Annotated in this window: 16 protein-coding genes and 1 pseudogene; 10 read left to right on the forward strand and 7 right to left on the reverse strand. The window is 66.6% G+C overall.

All coding sequences use genetic code 11. The features are described 5' to 3' along the window. Positions 1–70: 70 nt before the first annotated feature. A pseudogene (locus FRC96_RS22465) lies at positions 71–1,153 on the forward strand (SNF2-related protein); the annotation flags it as partial. Between the two features lie 909 nt (positions 1,154–2,062). On the opposite strand, the gene FRC96_RS22470 reads toward FRC96_RS22465, so the two are convergent. Then, positions 2,063–2,761, reverse strand: a complete 699-nt coding sequence (locus FRC96_RS22470) for a site-2 protease family protein (protein WP_230470465.1) — start codon at positions 2,759–2,761, stop codon at positions 2,063–2,065. A gap of 188 nt (positions 2,762–2,949) precedes the next feature. Between FRC96_RS22470 and FRC96_RS19085 the strand changes: the two genes are divergently transcribed. After that, complete coding sequence (locus tag FRC96_RS19085) at positions 2,950–3,873, forward strand: hypothetical protein (protein WP_146976900.1); 924 nt, start codon at positions 2,950–2,952, stop codon at positions 3,871–3,873. Positions 3,874–3,916: 43 nt separating this feature from the next. Next, complete coding sequence (locus FRC96_RS19090; RefSeq protein ID WP_146976902.1) at positions 3,917–4,333, forward strand: response regulator; 417 nt, start codon at positions 3,917–3,919, stop codon at positions 4,331–4,333. A 28-nt stretch (positions 4,334–4,361) separates the two neighbouring features. On the opposite strand, the gene FRC96_RS19095 is transcribed toward FRC96_RS19090, so the two are convergent. Together FRC96_RS19095 and FRC96_RS19100 are read right to left on the reverse strand one after the other, a co-directional pair. Then, complete coding sequence (locus FRC96_RS19095; RefSeq protein WP_146976903.1) at positions 4,362–5,609, reverse strand: M20 metallopeptidase family protein; 1,248 nt, start codon at positions 5,607–5,609, stop codon at positions 4,362–4,364. A gap of 290 nt (positions 5,610–5,899) precedes the next feature. Beyond that, positions 5,900–6,826: a DUF6503 family protein gene (locus FRC96_RS19100; protein ID WP_146976905.1), complete on the reverse strand. Its 927-nt coding sequence runs from the start codon at positions 6,824–6,826 to the stop codon at positions 5,900–5,902. Between the two features lie 171 nt (positions 6,827–6,997). On the opposite strand from FRC96_RS19100, the gene FRC96_RS19105 reads away from it, so the two are divergent. Continuing rightward, positions 6,998–7,564 (forward strand): GNAT family N-acetyltransferase, encoded by a 567-nt coding sequence (locus tag FRC96_RS19105; RefSeq protein ID WP_230470466.1) that lies wholly within the window; start codon positions 6,998–7,000, stop codon positions 7,562–7,564. Positions 7,565–7,595: 31 nt separating this feature from the next. Here the strand turns inward: FRC96_RS19105 and FRC96_RS19110 are convergent, their stop codons facing one another. Further along, positions 7,596–9,878, reverse strand: a complete 2,283-nt coding sequence (locus tag FRC96_RS19110) for a CapA family protein (RefSeq protein ID WP_146976909.1) — start codon at positions 9,876–9,878, stop codon at positions 7,596–7,598. 272 nt (positions 9,879–10,150) lie between these two features. Between FRC96_RS19110 and FRC96_RS19115 the strand changes: the two genes are divergently transcribed. The 4 genes from FRC96_RS19115 to FRC96_RS19130 are packed head-to-tail and all read left to right on the forward strand — an operon-like array spanning position 10,151 to position 11,446. After that, positions 10,151–10,396 carry a hypothetical protein gene (locus tag FRC96_RS19115; protein ID WP_146976911.1) on the forward strand — a complete coding sequence of 82 codons (246 nt, stop codon included), beginning with the start codon at positions 10,151–10,153 and terminating at the stop codon, positions 10,394–10,396. Beyond that, complete coding sequence (locus FRC96_RS19120) at positions 10,396–10,860, forward strand: hypothetical protein (protein ID WP_146976912.1); 465 nt, start codon at positions 10,396–10,398, stop codon at positions 10,858–10,860. The genes FRC96_RS19115 and FRC96_RS19120 overlap by 1 nt, the downstream gene beginning before the upstream one ends. Next, complete coding sequence (locus FRC96_RS19125) at positions 10,860–11,135, forward strand: hypothetical protein (protein ID WP_146976914.1); 276 nt, start codon at positions 10,860–10,862, stop codon at positions 11,133–11,135. The genes FRC96_RS19120 and FRC96_RS19125 overlap by 1 nt, the downstream gene beginning before the upstream one ends. Next, on the forward strand, positions 11,132–11,446 hold the full coding sequence (locus tag FRC96_RS19130) for a hypothetical protein (protein ID WP_146976916.1): 315 nt from the start codon (positions 11,132–11,134) through the stop codon (positions 11,444–11,446). Before FRC96_RS19125 ends, FRC96_RS19130 begins: the two co-directional genes overlap by 4 nt. 94 nt (positions 11,447–11,540) lie before the next feature. Here FRC96_RS19130 and FRC96_RS19135 read toward each other — a convergent pair whose 3' ends face one another. From FRC96_RS19135 to FRC96_RS19145, 3 genes are all read right to left on the reverse strand, one after another. Continuing rightward, positions 11,541–12,050, reverse strand: coding sequence for a Spy/CpxP family protein refolding chaperone (locus FRC96_RS19135; RefSeq protein ID WP_146976918.1), 510 nt, complete (start codon positions 12,048–12,050; stop codon positions 11,541–11,543). Between the two features lie 62 nt (positions 12,051–12,112). Further along, positions 12,113–12,535, reverse strand: a complete 423-nt coding sequence (locus tag FRC96_RS19140) for a hypothetical protein (protein ID WP_146976920.1) — start codon at positions 12,533–12,535, stop codon at positions 12,113–12,115. Beyond that, a complete protein-coding gene (locus tag FRC96_RS19145) occupies positions 12,511–13,029 on the reverse strand; it encodes an RNA polymerase sigma factor (protein WP_146976921.1) in 519 nt (172 codons plus the stop codon). Before FRC96_RS19145 ends, FRC96_RS19140 begins: the two co-directional genes overlap by 25 nt. A 701-nt stretch (positions 13,030–13,730) precedes the next feature. On the opposite strand from FRC96_RS19145, the gene FRC96_RS19150 reads away from it, so the two are divergent. Together FRC96_RS19150 and FRC96_RS19155 are read left to right on the forward strand one after the other, a co-directional pair. Continuing rightward, entirely contained in the window at positions 13,731–13,988 is a 258-nt protein-coding gene (locus FRC96_RS19150) for a hypothetical protein (protein ID WP_146976923.1), read from the forward strand. Positions 13,989–14,994: 1,006 nt separating this feature from the next. Next, on the forward strand, positions 14,995–18,345 hold the full coding sequence (locus FRC96_RS19155) for a hypothetical protein (protein ID WP_146976925.1): 3,351 nt from the start codon (positions 14,995–14,997) through the stop codon (positions 18,343–18,345). Positions 18,346–18,377 lie beyond the last annotated feature (32 nt).

The following is an 18,377-nucleotide window of genomic DNA, read 5'->3' on the forward strand; positions in this document are numbered from 1 at the left end:
CTGGCGGCGCGCGGCCTCCGAGATGGGGCTTGTGGAGGGGCGGCATGTTGAGGTGGTCACGCATCATCGCATGAGCCACGGCCGGGTGGGGGGAGGGTGGTCGGTGGTGGTGGTCGATGAGGCGCATCGCTTTCGCCGGGTGAGCACGCGGCGAGGGGCGGCGTTGATGAGGTTGGCCGCGGAGGCGCCGGTGGTGCTGGTGACGGCGACCCCGGTGTGCAACGGGCTTGAGGATCTGCGGGGGTTGCTCTCGTATTTTTTGAGCGACGCCAGCGCGCGCGGCTTGGTGGGGATGGGGCTTGTGGAGGCGTTTGAGCGGGCGGTGGCGGGACGCTTTGACCTGACGGAGCTGCTGGAGGCGGTGGTGATCCGGCGTGGGAGTGCGGATTTTGGCCAGGTGCGCCGGCCGAAGGTGCGCTTTGAGGTGGTGCGTTATGAGGCTGAGGACCAGGAGCGCTGGGTGTGGCGTCACCTGGAAGAAGAGCTGCGGGCGATGACGCTGGCGGCCTTTGAGGGAGGTTGGCCGCGGGGGCTTTTTGTGGCCACGGGGCTGCGCCAGTGGGAGGGGGGCGCCGGGGCGCTGGGGGAGGCGTTGGAGCGGCTGGCTCACTACTTTGAGCGTTGGCTGGAGGCGGCGCAGCGGGGGAGGTGGCTCGACGCCGGGGCGTTTCGGGAGGTCTTTGAGGGGGTGAGCCGCGCCCAGGAGGTGATGGGGTTTTTGTACGGCGATCGGGAGGTCCGCATTGGGGCGTTGGCGAAGGCTAAGGAGGGTGTAGAGGCGGATCTTCGACGGGTGCGGGGCCTGCTGGCGAGGTTGGCGGCGATGCGGGAGGAGGGGGGCGGGGTGGCCGGCGCGGTGGTGGGGCTTGTGCGGGAGGAGCCCCAGGCGCGGTGGCTTGTGTTTACGGCCTACCAGGGCGCGGCGCGCGCGCTCTTTTTGGCGATCAGCCGGAGGCTGGGAGGTGGGGTGGGCGTGGGGCTGATGACCGGGGAAATGGCCCGGGCCACGGGGGTGGGGAGGCTTGATGCGGCGGAGCTCGTGGCGCGTTTTGCAGGGGAGGTGGCCCCGCGCGATCGGGTGGGGGTGCTGGTGGCGACGGATTGTCTGGCCGAGGGGGTGAACTTGCAGCGCTGCAAACGGCTGGTGCTGGCGGATCTTCCCTATTCGCCGCTGAAGTTGGAGCAGCGGGTCGGGCGCGTGGTGCGGCCGGGGGTGTGTGCGGGAGAGGTTCGGGTGTATCTGCCCCGGCCGACGGTGTGGGCCGATACCCTGGGGATGCGTCGGCGGCTGGAGGCGAAGATCGCCCGGGCGCAGGGGGTGGGGCTTGCGCCGGGCCTGGCCGCGGGGGTGTGGCAGGGGTTAGGGCAGGCGGATGAGGCCGGGGAGGGGACCTGGGAGGTGGAGGGGGCCGCGCCGCGTGTGGGGATCGGGGTGCTGGAGGCGATGACGCTCGAAGATCGGCTCCGCGAACAGCTGCGCGGGCAGGGGGATGTGTCGCCGCGCTTTGGGAAGGTGGGCTCCGGGGAGGTGGAGCGGGTGCTGGCGCGGGTGCGCATTGAGGCGGCGGTGGCGCGCGAGGTGTGGGTGAGCGCCGATGGCCTTAAGGCCCGGGTGGGGCGGCTCAGCGAGCGCCTGGGGGGGCTTGTGGCGTTGAGTCAGGAGGCGCTGGAGGTGCGGGTCTGGGCGCCGGGGGAGGAGCCCTGCTGGGAGGTGGTGCAGGCGTGGGCTCGGGGGCGTCGTGAGGAGCTTGAGGCCGCGCGGCTGGCGCCGGCGGTGGTGGAGCGGGGGTCAGCCCGGGTGCGGGTGTGGGAGCTTCTGGTGGAGGCCGCTCGGAGTGGGGCGTTGGGGGTGGGGCTCTCGGAGCTCGGTGCGTATCGCCAGCGGGTGCTCGGGGAGCAGCCCCCCGGGGTGTTGAGGCGCTGGGAGGGGATGCTGGCGCTGGGCGCTGGCGCCGGGGCTTTCTGGCAGGAGGCGCAGGCGCTGCCCGAGCGGCCGAGTGTGCCGGTGCGCGTGGAGGTGGTCGCCGCGCTGGGGTGGAGCGCGGCCGGGGAGGGCGCGGCGCTACGCGCTGCGGGTTTGTTCGAGGAGCTGCCAGTTGGTGTAGGCGAAGTAGCCGAGGATCAAGAAGATCAGGATGCCTCCCTGCAACGCGTAGAGCGCGATAGCGCCGGTGAGGATCAGCGTGCCGATCGCGACCTTCGCGGTGGTGGCCAGGGCCTGCCGCTGGGGTTTGGAGCGGCGCAGGAAGTGAAAGAGGGCCTGGCCGCCGTCCATCGGGAAGATGGGCAGGAGGTTAAAGACGAGCCAGAAGGTGTTGACGATGGCTGAGAGCCGCAACAGGTGGCGCAAGAGCGGCCAGGCGTCGGCGGGCGTCAGAGCGTTGAGCGCCATCAGGCCTGCAAAGGAGACGAGCGCGATGACAAGGGTTGCCGCCGGCCCGGCCAGGGCGATGAAGATGCCCTGGTTGGGGGTGGGGTTGGCGCGGTGGTTGATGGCGACCCCGCCCATGCCCTGGAGCACGATGGTGGAGTTGCCAAAGCCGCTCTTTTTGAACGCGGCGGCGTGGCCCAGCTCGTGGAGGAGCACCCCGAAGAAGAGGATCGGCGCCCACATCAGCTGGTAGGGAAGCTGCTGCGCGGATTGAAGCCCGGAGAAGACGAAGAAGGCGACCAGGGCCAGAAACCAGACCTCCATGAAGATGGTGTGGCCGGCGAAGGTCGCGAGTTTCCAGCGGGGGCCCGAAGATTGACGGATACGCATCGGAGAAGGCCTGGGACAGAGAAGCAAAGGAGGAAGCGTACAAAAGAAGCAGCAGAGGTCGAGGAGTAAAACTAGCGTCCTGGCGAGGATAATCCACCGCCGGGCTCAGGTAGAGCAGAGCGCCCCGGGGTGTAAAGGGCGTTCGGCTCCAGGCAGACGTTCAACGCAGGGCTGATCGAGGAGGGGTTATGATGGACGGGATGGGCAGGTTTGAGGCGTTGTTGAGCAGCGGCAGCCGCGGGGAGTGCGCGGCGATGGGTGCGCCGGTGTGCGAGACGGTGGGAGCGCTGGCGAGCTATATGCGTGCCGAGGGGAGGTTGCGCACGCGGGCGGCCTGGGAGCTCGATGAGGCCGAAGCGATGCGGCTGGCGCAGGTAAGCGGGGTGGTGCCCGAGGGGGGCTGGGTGCGATTTGTGGGGTTATGCGCCGGGGCCGGGGTGCTGGTGGCCCGGGGAGGCGGGTTTGAGGCGGGGCCGAAGTTGAAGAAGGCCTGCGCGTGGTCAACGCCGGAGCTGGAGCAGCGCCTGGTGGAGGGGTTTACGCGCTGGCTGGTGCCGCCGGCGACGGCGGCCAGCTGGTTTGTGGCCCTGGGGGTGCACCCGCTCTGGGGGCTCAAGCTCGCCAGGCAGGTGCATCGGGAGGGGGCGTTGCTGGGCCTGGATCCGGGCCGGGAGGTACGCGATGACGCGATCCTGGGAGCGCGGCGGCTCGAGGGGGTGCGCCGGCATGTGTTTGTGAGTCTGGCGGTGGTCGTCGGCGTGCTGCGCCGGCTCACTGGCGAGCGGATCTATGAGGTGGGGGCGCTGACACGGCTTGTGGAGGAGGCGATGCGCTTTGCCCGGGTGGTGGCCTACGACGATGATGACGAAGATGCCGGTCAACTGCAGGTGGTGGTCGAGGAGGTCTGCTGGCGCGCGGCGCAGCACGCGGTGTGGGCGTTGATGGATGAGGTGCTGGTGCCGGCCGGGGTGGTGCGCTGGGATATCGGGCGCGGCATCGCGGTGAGGGCGCGGGCGCTGGAGCGGGTGCGGGTCGGGGCGCTGGGGGTGGGGGCGCAGGATACCTGGGTGCGGCTCTTCCTAAGTGGTAGCGGGGGGCGTAAAGTTGCTTAAGTTGAGGAGAGCGGGTGGAGGCGTGGTCCCGAAGGGAGAGGCGATGATCACATCAAAGAAGGTAGCGGTGCTCGACGATGAGCCGCTGATCGGGGACATCGTCTCGCGGGCGCTCAAGCGGCAGTGGGAGGTGCGCATCTTCGAGCGGCCTTCCGAGGCGCTGGCGGCGTTGGAGGAGGGGGAGCGCTACGCGGTGTTTCTCTGCGACATGATGATGCCCGAGCGCAGCGGGATGGAGGTCTATCAGGAGATCCGTCGTCGCTGGCCGGAGCAGGCCGAGCGGGTGGTGATCATGAGCGGGATCAGCCAGCGAGATCGGGCCGGTGAGCTCGTGAAGGACGCCGGGATGCGCCTTGTTCAAAAGCCCTTTGATTTAAAAGGGTTGAGGCAGGTTGTTGGCGAGGTCGCCCGAGGCGAAACGACGGTCGAGGAGGGGGAGCGGGGAGGGATGCGAGGCTGACCTCGTCCCCCTCCCGCTGCTCGCCGGCTCAGAGGGGCTCGACCATGCGGTCGGTCTTCTTCTCGACGGCTTTTTCGTGAAGCAGGCGCAGGGCGGCGCGGGCCAGGATGGAGGCGCCGGCGTTGATCGCGCGCTCATCGATGTTGAAGTGGGGGGAGTGCAGGAAGTTTCGGGGAGCCTGCGCCCCGGTGCCCAGCCGGAACATCGCGCCGGGGATGCGCTCGCAGTACACCGAGAAGTCTTCACCTCCCATCGAGGGCAGGGGGATGCGCTGGACGCCGTCTTCGCCCAAAAGGTCGGTGGCGACCTCGGCGATCACCGAGGTGATGTAGGCGTCGTTATGAATGGCCGGGGCGCCGCGGGTGAGCTTGAGCTCGTAGGAGGCGCCGTGGGCCAGGCAGATGCCGCCGATGGTGCGTCGTAAGAGGTCGTCGAGTTGATCGCGGTGCTCCGGGGAGATGGTGCGGATGGAGCCGGAGAGCGACGCGGTCTCGGGGATGACGTTGGCGGCGATGCCGGCCTGGAAGGTGCCCAGCGTGATCACCGCCGGGATGCGGGCGTCGAAGTTATGGGCGGGCAGCTGGTAGAGGGCGTTGGCGACCTGGGTGGCGATGAAGATGGGGTCGATGCACTGGTGGGGGCGAGCGCCGTGGCCGCCTTTGCCTTCGATATGGATCTCGAAAAGATCGAAGGAGGCGGTGAAGGGCCCCGGGCGCACGCCGATCTCTCCGATGGGGCGCTCCGGATCGCAGTGCAGGCCGAGGATGGCGTCGACATGATCGATCGCCCCGAAGTCGACCATCTCGGTGGCGCCGCCGGGCACGGTCTCTTCGGCGTGCTGGAAGATCAGGCGCAGGCGGCCGGGCAGCTGCTCTTTGAGCTCCAGGAGGCTGAGGCCGCTGCCAAAGACGGTGGCCATGTGCACGTCGTGGCCGCAGGCGTGCATCACCCCGGGGGTCTGGGACCGGTAGGGGATGTCGTTGAGCTCCTCGATGGGCAACGCGTCGATGTCGGAGCGGATGGCGACGGTGGGGTGAATCGCCGGATCAAACCCCTCGGGGGTCAGGTCGGCGTAGAAGCCGGTGCCTTCGGGGCGCACAAAGGTCTCAAAGCCAAGTTCTTGGACGCGCTCGACCATGTGCGCGGTGGTCTCGAACTCCTGCTGGCTGAGCTCAGGGTGCGTGTGCAGGTAGCGGCGCAGCTCGATGAGGCGATCGGTGTTGGCGCGCAGCGTGTGGGTGAGACGGTCGAGGAGGTCGGGGAAGGGGGCGTTCATGGGAAGTCCGGTGCTGCGTGGGGAGGGGAGGCGCGGGGGGAAGAGCCGTGGAGTTTTTACGCCATGGCCCAACGTGTGTTCAACTGCCGATCGCCCCAGGACGACGCTGGCTGTGTCGTCAGGGATTCGCAGTAGCGCTGCTACAGCTTCATCCCTGCCTCCTTGCCAGGCGCCGCCCTGGATGCGCTCGGGTGCCGATCGCCCCAGGACGACGCTGGCGATGTCGTCAGGCGCCGCCCTGGATGCGCTCGGGTTCGGCGGTTCATGGCGTTTGTGTTGGGTTTTCTGATCTAAAAATCTTCGAGGATGCGGGCGTTTTCGGGGGGCAGGATAGCGGAGAGGGGGGCGTCGGGCACAAAGCGAAGCTCGGTGACCTCGGTGTTGGTGATGGGGTCGCCAGGTTGACCGTCTTCAAAGAGGTGGGTCTTGTGGGTGGTGGCCAGGGTGATGCCCTCGATGGTGTTTTGGTCCCCGTAGGTCATGAATCGCTCCGGGGAGTGGCCGCCTTCGGGGAAGAAGCCCGGGTAGGAGACGATGTAGCGGATGGCGTGCACCTGGAAGGACTCGGGGTGGATGTAGAGCACGTAGAAGTCGTCGGGGGCGTCGCCGGTGCCCGGCTCGTAGGTGGCGCGGATGAGGTGGTAATTCTGGTCATGAAAGGTGGCGTCGTCTTCCAAGGTGAGGATGACGCCGGGGTCGGCGAGTACGAAGGGGAGCGCGACGAAGTAGTAGGGGGTCAGCGCCCAGAAGCGGGCGTTGAAGGGCGTCTCGGCGTCTTCGGGGGCGATCCAGGCGTTTTCGCCGTCCCAGCCAAAGGCGATCTCGGGAGATTCGACGAGGGTGTGGGACGCGCGCGACGACCAGGTATCCACGAGCTGCCGGGTATCGCGCGGCTCGCCGTCCAGCGGGCGGTAGTTAAAGCGGAAGTGCAGCGGGCCCTTGTTGAAGAAGTTCTCGAGGCCGCCGTGGGCGTCAATGGATTTTTGGAGGAGCTGGCCGGCCTCGGACTCGGCCAGGCGCTCGTGGGCTTCGGCGACGCGGGACTCCACCCAGTGGGGATCGGGGGCGGCCTGCTCTTCTTCAGGAGGTGCCGGATCGGCGGGGGGTTCGGGAGTGGCCTCTTCGGCGGTTTCGGTGCGCTCGGGAGTCGGGGCATCGCAGGCGAGGGTGGACAGGGCAATGATGGTGATCAGGTTGAAGCGTATGACGCGGTGCATAAAGGACTCCGTGGCGGGTGGTGGCGGGCGCGCGGAGAGCATAGCGACTCGGTGGCAAAGTCAACTTCTACGCTCTGCGGGGGCCGGTCGGGGAGGCGGGGTTGAAATGGGTAGGTCGATGACCTACATAGTGTCATGTGTTCAGTGAATCTTAAGCAAGGAGCAACACAGATGGTGAAAATTACGTACCTTTCGGATCACCTCGGGGTGGAAGAACCTGCGCCGGAAGAGCTCAGCGCTCAGGAGCTCTCGGAGATGAAGAAGGTCGCGCGCTGGCATCAGGAAGAGTGGGCGCATTTGAGCCCCGATAAGACGGTGGGCACCCGCGTCGAAGAGCTGCGCGAGAGCGCGGTCAAAGAGGGGCTCCCGCTGACCCTGGTGGCCGTGGAGGACGAAGCCATTGTGGGTACGATCAGCCTCGCTGAAGAGGATCTGTCGACCCATCCGGAGTTTTCACCCTGGCTCTCGACGGTCTACGTGGACGAATCCCAGCGGGGGCAGGGCATTGGCAGCCGATTGGTGCAGCGGGTCGAAGAGGTCGCCGCCAGTCAGGGGGTCGAAGAGCTCTACCTTTACACCCCGGACCAGGCGCCCCTCTACGCTCGCCTGGGCTGGGAGGTGGTCGCGGTGGAGACGTACCGCGGCGAGGAGGTCACGGTGATGCGCCGCGACCTGGTGGAGATTGTGGAAGAAGGGGGGCGCGGCTGGTTGGACGTCGAGCAGCCCGCAGCGCAGTGAGCATGCGTCGTCGTGAGCGACACGCTCGGGCCTAAAGGGGGCGTTCGTGGCGGGTGAGCTGCACCTCAAGGGTGTAGCTGCCGGGGGGGCCGCTGAGGCGGATAAACTCGGCCGTGTTGGGGGAGGCGATCGCCTGCGCGGCGACCGGATCGAGGGCGTCGCGCCAGGTGATCAGCGCGAGCTCGTCGATGCGAAACACGCCTTCGCCGCTGCCCGCTTCGGGCGGGCTGTGGCGTAAAAAGAAGCGTGTGGCGCGGGGGTTGAGGGTGGTGCTCGACGGGTTCTCCGGATCGTCGGGGGGCATGTTCAGATCAAAGGTAAAAGGGGTCCACCCGACGCTTCCCGCCTCGGTGCTCAGCGCCACCTCGCCAGGGAACTCCCGGTCGCCGGAGCTTGCGTAGTAGCGCGCTTCCAGCGTGACCGGGCCGGCGTTTTGTGCGCTGTAGTAGCCCAGCAGAGTCAGATCTTTGTTGGGTTCGTGCAGCGCGTCGCCATCAACGCGGATGCGGTTGCGAAAGGCGATCACCGAGTCGGTGGTGTGCGTGGAGCTGCGCGTGGAGCAGAGCGCGGTGGTGCCCCGGTAGGTGTCGTGCATGCAGGGAAAGGACGAGCCCGCGTAGTACCAGCGGGCCGGATCCAGGCGCTCGGGGCCGATGTCGTGATCGTCGAAGTCGCCGTGGAGCAGGATGTCGTGGCCCAGCTTCGCCGAGGTGATGGCCGGAGGGAGGGTGAGGCCGGAGACGGACTCGTCGCTCTCGGCCTTCCCGCGAAGATCGAGGGTGGCCTGGCCGGTGGCATCGATCGTGACGTCGAGGGTCAGCGTGCGCGTCGATGTGGGGGCGTCGGCGGATTTGGGGAGGATGGTGCCCAGGCCGTGCCGGGCGAGGACCGGTGTGTCGAAGGGGGCCGACGCTTCGGCCAGGCGGCGCAGGAAGAGGTCGGCCAGCCGACCCGTGATGTGACGGGGGCGGTAGTCCTTGAGGTAGACGGGGATGGCGGTGGCACGCTGAGGCTGGCCTCGGCGCATATCGACCTGGAGGAGGACGCCGAGCATGGTCTCCAGGCGCTCCTGATCGAAGATGAAGTTGCCCAGGCTGTGCGCCATCAGGGTGCCCTGCGCAAAGGCAAAGCCCTGGGCGACGTGCGGGTGATGGGCGATGGCCACTGGCGAGCCATGCTCTCTGGCGAGCTCCAGGCGGTCGAGCACGTAAGGGGTGGGCGCGTAGGTGTACTCAACACCGAGGTGAATGATCGTGATGGGCACAAATCCCGCGTCGAGCTCGCCGCGGATGGCCGCGCTGACCGCGGCGGTGTCCCGCAGGTTGGCCGCGCCGCCCTGGGTGTCACTGGCCACAAAGGGGGTGTCGTACTGGTTGCCGTCGATCGAGGTCAGCGAGAGGAAGGCGTATGGGGTGTTGGCCAGCGTCTTGCGGTGCGCGCGGAAGGCCTCTTCGGCGTTGAGACCGGCGCCGCTGTGCGCGATGGCGCGCTGGTCGAGGTGGTAGAGGGTGTCGGCGACGCCGCCGTCGAAGTAGTCGTAGATGTGGTTGTTTCCCAGCCCGGCGTAGTCGACGCCCATCCAGCTCAGCGCGTCGAGGGAGTCGGGGAGGGTAAAGAAGATGTAGGGCTTGGCGTCGTAGGGGGTGCGGGGATCGTCGGTGACGACGGTCTCCAGGTTGATGATGCTGTAGTCGGCGCGCTGGAAGAGGGGGCGCATGAACTGCACCACATTCTGGGAGCCGGGGAAGGGGTTGGAAGCCTGAATCAAGGCGTCGGGGTCGTCGTCGGGGAGGCGGTCGACGGGTGGGTTTTCGGCCGCGCGCAGAAAACGACGCCCCAGGCTGACGTCGCCGCTGAAGAGCAGGCGCGTGGTGTCGGGGTTGCGCGCCTCCAGGGTGATGTCGCCCAGCTCAACCGTGTCGGTGCTCAGCGGAAGTGCGAGCTGTGTGGGGAGGACCGGGCTGTAGAAGTCGGCGTGCTCGATGGTGACCAGTGTGTTGTCGCGCGAAAGATCGTCGAAGGCGAAGCGGCCCTCGGCGTCGGTGCCGGCGGTGCGCTCCTGAGCGACCACCGAGGCGCCTTCCACCGGGCGCCCCTGGCTGTCGACCACCCGACCTCCCAGCGCGATGACGCTCCCAAAGTAGCGATCGCGGGCGGCTTCTTCCTGCTCCCACACCCAGCCCTCGGGGTGATCCGGATCGACGTCCAGGCAGCCCGGAAGAACCAGGGTGGCCAAAACGAGAGCGATCAGGCCGCTGAAGGCGGCCCGACCCATCGGACGAAGGCGGGAGGGTGTGACGAGGGTCATCATCATGGCGAGGCTCAAACCAGGGAGGGGGTGACGCTGTGGAGAGCATAGGCCGCCCGGCGTTGAGACACCATGTTACACCTCGGCGCGCGCTGTGGCACGAGGTGGGGATGAGGCTCCATCGAAGATCCTTGTTGAGTTTTGTGGGGATGCGTTAGGTTTGCAGGCACGCGCCAGCTGGCAACCGGGGGAGACGTCAACCTCAGAGGTTGAAGGTCATCCCATCGGGACGGCGCCAAGACGACGTGGACGTAACGACGTGTGGTAGAGGAGTGATGATGAGTGATGGAAGACGTGGCAGCGCGCTTCGATATGCGCCTGCGCTGGTGGTGCTTGCGGTGAGCCTCGTGGGGTGTGTGACCCCGGGGATGCGGGAGGTGGAGGCGGTCGACTCGTCGGCCTCGTCGGTCACCTTTCTCTACAGCCAGCACACTGGCGAGGAGAGTGAGCGGGGCGTGATCTCGTGTGAGATCGAGGAGGATCGCCTCTCGGACTGTCAGATTCTTGATGTGGAGTACAAATGATGAGGTGGACGCAAAGCGTGGCGCTCGGCCTGCTCATGGTGCTGGGCGTGGGATGCACCGAGGTGCGTTACACGATTCGGCAGGCGGACTCGCACCGGGAGGGCAATTTCTTCACGATGCAGACCTCCGCCGAGCGGGTCACCCGGCTGGGACCCTTCTACGAGACTGTGGAGCCCGAGGGCATCAACTACTGGCGTTGCGGCCGGGTCGAGGGGCAGATGACCTGCACCAAGATCTGCGAAGATATGGGCTCGCGCGTCTGCGCGCCCTACCTGGCCGGCAATTTTGGTCAGATCAACCTTCCGCCTGCCTTTACACAGACCGGCCAGGCGCCGGCGCTCTATCAGGGGGAAGGGCAGCAGGAGGTTGTGCCCGAGGCCGAGCCGGCGGAAGAGGGTGACGTGGAGGAGACGCCAGAGAGCGCTCCGACCGATGAGGCTGTGGAGCCCGAGGAGGTGCAATGATGGCACGATGGATGCGAAGCGCGCTTTTGAGCGCGGTGGTGCTTGCGGCCGGCGTCGGCTGCGCGATGCCCGAGTATGTGTACGTGACCGACTATCAGGTCGTGGGCGATCGCAGCGTCAAATACATCTACAACCCGCTCTACCCCTCGATGGCCGGCGGCGCGATCAACGACGCGGCGCTGGTCCTGGAGGTGTGTTCGGTGGAGGCGCAGAGCCCCGGAGAGGAGACGGCGTGCCGGGAGACGGTGCTGCTGAGGACCGAGGAGTACCAATGAAGATGATGACATGGATGAAGGCCGGGCTCATCGGCCTGGTCACCGCCTCGGCGGTGGGGTGTGCCGGGCAGACGACGCTGCGCGACGCGACGTTTACCCACTGGCATGACGATCAGACCCTGATCGTGGTGTATGAGCGCCAGCAGTCGAAGGGGATCATCAGCCCCACCACCACGCGCTCCACCCACGTGCGGGTGTGCAAGGTGCAGGAGACCAACGAGCTGCTCTGCCGCGACCAGCTGCGCCTGGCCAATATGCTCAACCCGCACCTTCGGGAGGGTGAGGACCTCAGCGATCCCTGGTCGCCCTGATCCTTTCCACCCTGTTACCATCACAAAAACCCACGCGGGGCGCTCTCAAGGGCGCCCCGCGTGGGTTTTTTAGCCTGGTGTGTCGCTGCGGGGGTTAGAAGGTCGTGGCGGGCTGGCCCCGTCCCTGGCGGCGTTTGCCGCGGTGCTCGCGGCGCTCCTGGCGTTGCTCGCGACGCTCGGCGACGAGCTCCTGGAGTTGGGTGCGTTGCTCCGGGGTGAGGATGGCGCGCAGCTCCAGTGCCAGCTCCAGGCGATCGCGCTTGAGCTGGTTTTCGAGCTCCAGGATCTCATCGAGTTTGGCGCGGATGGCGTCGGCAGAGGCATCGGAGGTGGCGAGCTCGCGCATGGCCTGATGCGCCTCGCGCAGCTCCTGGCGTCGGGCCTCGTGGATGTCGCGTTTGCCTTCGAGGAGCGCGCGGATTTGCGTTTGCTGGGCCTCGTTGAGGCCGAGCTCATCCCGCAGGGCGATCAGATGACGGGGGTTGGGAAAGAGGTTCTGCACGGCGTCCTGGTGGCGATGGGGGCGTTGTTGGGCGGTGGCGGTGGCCGGGATGACCAGCGCCAGGGCGATGAGCGTCGCGAGGGTGAGGAAGAGGCGGTTCATAAGGACTCCTTTGCGTGAGGTGTGGCACGGGGTGAGCGTTGCGTGGTGCTTCGGTGAAGGCGTCAGCCGGGGTTGCCGCCGGGATCATCAAGCGTCTCGTCGAGCACATAGGCGTCGGTGGGGGCCTGCCAGCTCCAGATGTCGTCGGCGAGTCTGGCGAGCTCCTCCCACTCCTCCTCGGTGGCGGCGGGTGTGGGGGAGGTGGCGATGGCCGGGGCCGCGTCGGCGTCTGTCTCCAGCACAGCCGGGGGCTCGGCGTCCGGGCGAAGCAGCGCCGCACCGACGACGATGATCAGCAGCAGGGCGGCCAGGGCGGGGGGGCCGCCACCGGCGGTGAGCAGGCCCTTGAAGGTCACGGCCCCCGGGCTTGAGGGTGAAGAGGATGCGGCCGCCCAGGTGGTCTCGAAGTCTGGAGGGTCGCCCGCGAGCGCCTCGTCGGTAGCCTGGCGGTAGAGCTCTTTTAGCGGGTCGGGTTGCTGAGACATGCGTCCTCCTGAGCGTCGAGGTGGGTGCGAAGGGCGCGTTTGGCGCGGTCGTAGTGCGTGCGGGCGGTGCCCGGGTTGATGCCCAGGGTGCGGGCGGCCTCATCCAGCGTGAGCTCGTGGTAGAAGACCAGCTCAATCAGATCGCGCTGGCGTGGGGAGAGCGTGAGCAGGGCCTGTTGCACGGCAGCCACCCGCGGGTCGGCCCCGGAGGAGGAAGGCGGCGGGGCCGGCCTCTTCTGCAGGGCGTTGAAGTCGAGCGCGACAAAGCGCGACAAGGTCTGGCGCCGCCGCAGCGCGCGCACCTTGTTGCGCACCACGCCAAAGAAAAAACTCTTGAACGCCTCCGGCTCCCGACAACTCGCCGCGCCGCTGAGCAGCGCCTCGTAGGCCGCCTGGAGCGCGTCTTCAGCCAGCTGGCGATCACCGGCCTGGTGCAGCGCCCAGCGGAAGGCGTCGGCGTGCAGCGCTTCGATTTGGTGGCGGAGTGGGGTCATCGGGGGGTCGCGGTGTTGGGAGGTTCGTGTGGGCGGTAGGGGTTCGCGGGTTGGGGTTAGGTGGTTAAGGGGGTGTGTGGTTGTGGGGCGCGGGGGTTCGCGGTGTGGGGCGATTCGTGAGGGCGTTTGGGGGTTTGCGGGGTGTGGTTGGGTAGTTGGGTGGTTGGGTGGTTGTGGGGCGCCGGGGGTTTGCGGTGTGGGTCGGTTTGGCTGAGCGTTGAGGGGTTCGCGGGTTGTGGTTATGTGGTTATGTGGTTGTGTGGTTGTGGGGCGCCGGGGTCTGCGATGTCGGTCGATTTGGCTGAGCGTTAAAAGGTTCGCGGGTTGTGGTTATGTGGTTGTGTGGTTGTGTGGTTGTGGGGCGCGGGGGTTCGCGGTGTCGGTCGATTCGTGAGGGCGTTTGGGGGTTCGCGGGTTGGGGTTGAGTCCGAGCGCCGGTCTGTGGCGCGGGTGGAACATAGATACGTGTCGGGAGGGGCGGGGCTGTGTGACAGAGATTTTTATTTTTTTTTGCCGAGCGCCCCGGGACGAAGCCTTCAGCGCGGGTGGAACATAAATAAGTGTCGGGAGGGGCGGGGCTGTGTGACAGAGATTTTATTTTTTTTGCCGAGCGCCCCGGGACGAAGCCAGCGGTGTCGTCAGGGGTTCGCGGTAGCGCTGCTACAGCTTCAGCCCTGCCTCCTTGCCGGGCTTCGCCCTGGATGCGCTCGGATCTGGGGGGAGCCGAGTACCAGGACGAGTACGAGGACCAGAACGAGTACCCGTACGAGATCGAGCCCGAGATCGAGCCCGAGATCGTGATCGAGCCCGAGATCGAGCCCGAGATCGAGATCCAGCCCGAGATCGAGATCGAGCCCGAGATCGAGCCCGAGATCGAGATCCAGCCCGAGATCGAGCCCGAGATCGAGCCCCACCAGCCCTCCCCACCCACACGCTTCACCCCGCCCGAGCTCCGCTGAGCCTCCCCAACCAGACCGCCTCTGCCCCCCCGTGCCGTCCGCCCCCCTCCCTGGCCAGACACCCTCTGGCCTTGCAGGGGGTGCAACCCCCTCCTGTGCCAGACACCCTCTGGCATCGGAGCCTTAGTATGCCTCCGGGACCAGAGGGCCTTTGGCACCGGAGCCTTAGTATGCCTCCGGAACCAGAAGGCCTCTGCCGCCGGAGGGTGTTCACCTCCCCTGCTCGCTAGAAGCGCCAGGGCGCCCGCACACAATAAGGTTTCCCGCACATCGGCGAGGGGGCTTGTTGAGCGCAGGTCAGACGACGTGCGGCGTCTTGCGCCACAACAGGCGGCGCATCGGCCTCCTCCGTCGAGGGCTCGCCGGCGTCCTGCCTGTGACCGTCTGCCTGTGACCGTCCGGGAGACGGACAATCGTAAGTGAATATGTGGGTTAGCGGCGTTTTGGTCGGTGCGAACGCGGTGGTGGTCGCGGTGGCGATCGGTGGGGAGTCGAGGCTGACCGAGGGCGGACCATCGCAGGGGGGGCGAGCCTGACCGAGGGACGGACAATCGCGTCATAGCGCCGAGCGAGCTTCTCGAGTTGCGCATGGGCCCGGTTAGTCAACATGGACCACGCGTCGAGCCTTCGATTTACGATTCACTGGGCCCGCTCGAAGATAGGACGCGTCCTCTAACGTTCGCATCCACCGGAGTCCAACAGGCGAGTTCGAACCTTGCGCGTGTATGATGACGGAGATCATGTCTCGTGGTACGCCTACACATCTTGATTTCAACGCGATCGACGACAGCGTGCCGGGGGCGGCTCATCATGGCGTACGTCTCTTCGCTCTCTCAGAGGCGCCTCTCGATAGGAGCAAGAGCATCTCGGTCTTGCTGTAAATCGTTTCCCTGCCAGACCTGGGCGGTCAGGCTCCTTTGGCCTGTCGATTTGCGTAGGATCCTGAGGCCGGAGTCAGGGGGAATCTCTCGCGATCGGCAGTACCAGACCTTACGGAGATCTGCTCATGTCTGTTCCCTCGGCCTCGACGTTGCTGCGTCAGTTCGACTCGCTGTGTCACGATGAACGTATGCGCCGCCTGGGCCTTCTGGCGCAGCAGTATGGCGAGAGTCCCGAGATGGACCGCCTTATCACCGAGTTGGAGGCCGGCGAGTCCTCCGAGGCGTACCTTGCGGTGCGGCTCGCTTCGCTGACCGGACGCGTGGAAGCGCTCCGTCGTGGGCTGGTGTCGGGATCGGTGCTCGTGATGCAGTCGGCAGCAAAGCACCTGGTGCGGGTGACAGACGACGTTGAGACGCTGGTGGGTGCGTACCAGCGTGCCGTTCCGGCCGTGCGGCGTCGTTTGCTTCAGCACATAGTGCGATGGGAGCGAACTGAAGCAGCGGAAGCCCTCTTTGCTGACGTCCTCGAGCAGGCCGGGCCATCGCGCGCTGTGAGCCTGCTTCCGGTGTGTCGCGCCGAGACCGTTTGCGGAACCCTCGCCGACTACGAACACGCCGTTCAACATTGGAAGTCACTGGCGATTCGCCATCCTAACGTCGTGCTGGAGCTGTTAAGCCGTCGTCTCGAAGCGGCGAATCTGGCACAACGGGCGACGATCTGGGGTCAGTATCGCGAGGCGGTGCACGTTCTGTACGCGGATCACGCAGGAGAGCTCGCCCGGCTAGCACTCGAGTATGGTCCGGCCGACGGCCTTCCTTCTGCCATCGAAGCGATCATCGGGGCTCTCGCCAGTCGAGTGCCGGAGCTGACCTTCGCGTTGCTCACCGCCGAGCAGAACCGCTCCAGATTGCAGTCGTACGGGCTGCCGAGAGGGTTGCTCGGCCGTGTACGTTCCCTGAGCCTGGACCATCGCCGTGAGCTCGCGCGACTCCTGGGACGCACGCCGACTCACCTCGCTGCTCTCCTCGCCAGGCATGCGCCCTCCGAGCGAGCCGACCTGCTGGAATACGCTCGCCAGGACATTGAGGAAGGACGCGCACCGTGGCACGAAACACTGCTCGACGTCCTCCCTCACGACGCGCGGCATCGGGAGGCCAGGAGGATCCTTGAGCGCGACGAGGTCCGAACGAATCGGATGCAGACCCTGGCGCTGTCTGCGTATCTCCCCTTCGAGGTGGCGAGGAGTGTGCTCGAGGAAGGGGCGCGGGCCTCCGAGGCGAACGAACGCGCCGTGGCGCTTCACAGCCTCGTGCGCTGTGCGGGTTTGAACCGTCGAGGGATCGACGAGGCGCTGAAGTTCTGCCAGAAGATCGAAAACGATCAGGACCCCGTGCGCCAGGGCGTGTACCGGGCGCTGGCAACGTTCCCGCCGACCGTTCTTGAGGACGCGCACGCGGAGCCGCTTTTCTGGCTCGTTGCGCATGCGTTCGCAGCTCGCGACACCTCCTGGATGACGCGTTCTCACATCCAGGACTTCTCGGTTCGACTGCTTCAAGCCCACGCTCTTCAGCCTCGCAGCCAGCTCTTCTCGGTGGCCCTGGACCTGGTCGAGCAGTTGGCCAAACAGTCGAGTTATCTGCGCGTCGACCTTGAGCACCGTCTGCCTCGAGGCGCCGAGAAGCCGCTCATCAAGGTCCTCGAGAAACCACTGCGCGATTCGGTGCAGCGCGAAAATTACGCGCTGCTCTTTCTCTTTGCTCGCGCGCTCGGCCGGCGCGCATGGGACTCGGGAGTCGTTCAGTCGCTGCTGGAGAAGGCCACCCGCGCCAGGCCCGACGGCATCGCCAACACCGCCATCAGCTTTTGGCTCGAGCCGCCCGGGACTCGCGACGAGCGTGTGGTCGAGCTGCTGCGACGCGATCGCAGCAGCATTCGGCTGCGGGCGGTGTTCCAGCACGTTCATCGTCGCCGCCAGGACCTGCTGGACCCGTATCTGACCCGGCGGCCGATCCTGGGCCGGTACATGTCGGGTGAGACCATCTACATCGTGCCGGCGTGGAGTGGGTTCTTTCGGTGGCTGCCGCGGCAGCAGCGCGCTTACGGCGATCTACTCGACAAGCTCATTGGCGACGAGGGCGCATCCACATGGAATCGAACGTCGGCGCTGCGAGTCAGGGCGCGGCTGCTCACGACGCGGCTCGAGGAGATCGAGCCGTGGATGGAATCCAACGAGGTCACGATCACCGAGGCTGCGCTGCACGGGGCGTCGCACCTCGATTGCCCATCGCGATCGTGTTCGCTCCTGGCCGAGCATTTGGCGTCGAGCAGGGCGCGTGTCGCGATCTGCTCGATGTATCGCTGCGCGAGCTATACGCCGTCAGCTGCCGTGCATCGATTGCTCGCCGCGATCCTCGGGCGCGACCGGCTTAAAGTGACCGTCGAGAAGGAGGTGGTGCGCCTGCTCTCTCGTTTTCCGAGTGCCGAGAATGTGCAACTGCTCTTCGATTATGTGCAGCGGGGCGACCTGCACAGCGATGTCAAAATCGCGGTCGGCCGGGCTGCTCGTAACCTCCTGCGTCACCAGCCGGCGTGGGAGGTCGTTGAGAAGCTCGCACAGGATGACGATCGCTATGTGGTCGCGAGCCTTTTGGGAGAGAGCTGGGCTCGTTTTTCCCGGGACGATGCGCGTCGCTACCTCGACATCATCCTCGATGTGGTGGGCCACGAGGATGCCTTCGCGCGGGAGCAGGCCATCGATGCGCTCGGCCGGTGGGCGCCGGTCGATCCCCAGAAGGTGGCCGAGGTGAGCGCCAAGCACGCCATCGACCTCGACTGCGGATGCTGGCGCGCTGCGGTGCACAGCCTGGTGAAAACCTCTCGTCACGGCGATGTGCAAGAGCATGTCCTTTTTGCGGCGCGAGCTTTGCGTTCCCGGGGCCTCGATGACCAACCCGAGGCCGAAGCAGAGCGCGATTTGCCGGCGCGCCAGCGGCTGCACATGCTCGTGGGGGAGTTCGCCGGGATCGGAACTCCGTGGACCGAAAGGCTGCGGCCCCTTCTTCTGAGCCTCGACGAAGAGCTCTCGGCGGACGAAACGCTGGCGTCGCTTCGGGTCGAACTTCGACTTAGCGCAGTGCGCTGGAAAGGCGTCGAAGCGGCGGTCGAGGACCTGCAAAGGCTGCTCGCCGACGTCACGACTACATCGTTGGGCCTCGCAGAATTGAGTGGCCGATTCACAGCGCACTTGAGTCGCGACCTCGGCTCTCGGGATGAGCAGTTGCTATACGCGGTGAGCCTCAAGATGGCGGATACTGAAGAGGGCGGGCTGCGCCGCCTGTGCGTGGCGTTGCTCGCTGTGATCGGCCCGCGCCTGTGTTGGCCCGAGGAGCTTGTCTCGGTGTTGTGTCGATTGCGTCGCGATCGCGACATCGCAGTGCGCGCGGCCGCGCTCCAGGTGTTCGTGCACGACGAGTAGTAGCGCGTCGGGGTTCGCGTCGGGGTTCGCGG

Source organism: Lujinxingia vulgaris (genome assembly GCF_007997005.1).
Taxonomy (GTDB): domain Bacteria; phylum Myxococcota_A; class Bradymonadia; order Bradymonadales; family Bradymonadaceae; genus Lujinxingia.

Excerpts from the sequence above, each read along its gene's own strand:
- FRC96_RS19100 (WP_146976905.1), bottom strand. The coding sequence starts at position 6,826 with ATGCACCGCGTCATACGCTTCAACCTGATCACCATCATTGCCCTGTCC.
- FRC96_RS19120 (WP_146976912.1), top strand. The coding sequence starts at position 10,396 with ATGAGGTGGACGCAAAGCGTGGCGCTCGGCCTGCTCATGGTGCTGGGC.
- FRC96_RS19150 (WP_146976923.1), top strand. The coding sequence starts at position 13,731 with ATGCGCTCGGATCTGGGGGGAGCCGAGTACCAGGACGAGTACGAGGAC.
- FRC96_RS22470 (WP_230470465.1), bottom strand. The coding sequence starts at position 2,761 with ATGCGTATCCGTCAATCTTCGGGCCCCCGCTGGAAACTCGCGACCTTC.
- FRC96_RS19095 (WP_146976903.1), bottom strand. The coding sequence starts at position 5,609 with ATGAACGCCCCCTTCCCCGACCTCCTCGACCGTCTCACCCACACGCTG.
- FRC96_RS19125 (WP_146976914.1), top strand. The coding sequence starts at position 10,860 with ATGGCACGATGGATGCGAAGCGCGCTTTTGAGCGCGGTGGTGCTTGCG.
- FRC96_RS19110 (WP_146976909.1), bottom strand. The coding sequence starts at position 9,878 with ATGATGATGACCCTCGTCACACCCTCCCGCCTTCGTCCGATGGGTCGG.
- FRC96_RS19115 (WP_146976911.1), top strand. The coding sequence starts at position 10,151 with ATGAGTGATGGAAGACGTGGCAGCGCGCTTCGATATGCGCCTGCGCTG.
- FRC96_RS19105 (WP_230470466.1), top strand. The coding sequence starts at position 6,998 with ATGGTGAAAATTACGTACCTTTCGGATCACCTCGGGGTGGAAGAACCT.
- FRC96_RS19135 (WP_146976918.1), bottom strand. The coding sequence starts at position 12,050 with ATGAACCGCCTCTTCCTCACCCTCGCGACGCTCATCGCCCTGGCGCTG.
- FRC96_RS19085 (WP_146976900.1), top strand. The coding sequence starts at position 2,950 with ATGATGGACGGGATGGGCAGGTTTGAGGCGTTGTTGAGCAGCGGCAGC.
- FRC96_RS19140 (WP_146976920.1), bottom strand. The coding sequence starts at position 12,535 with ATGTCTCAGCAACCCGACCCGCTAAAAGAGCTCTACCGCCAGGCTACC.
- FRC96_RS19145 (WP_146976921.1), bottom strand. The coding sequence starts at position 13,029 with ATGACCCCACTCCGCCACCAAATCGAAGCGCTGCACGCCGACGCCTTC.
- FRC96_RS19090 (WP_146976902.1), top strand. The coding sequence starts at position 3,917 with ATGATCACATCAAAGAAGGTAGCGGTGCTCGACGATGAGCCGCTGATC.
- FRC96_RS19155 (WP_146976925.1), top strand. The coding sequence starts at position 14,995 with ATGTCTGTTCCCTCGGCCTCGACGTTGCTGCGTCAGTTCGACTCGCTG.
- FRC96_RS19130 (WP_146976916.1), top strand. The coding sequence starts at position 11,132 with ATGAAGATGATGACATGGATGAAGGCCGGGCTCATCGGCCTGGTCACC.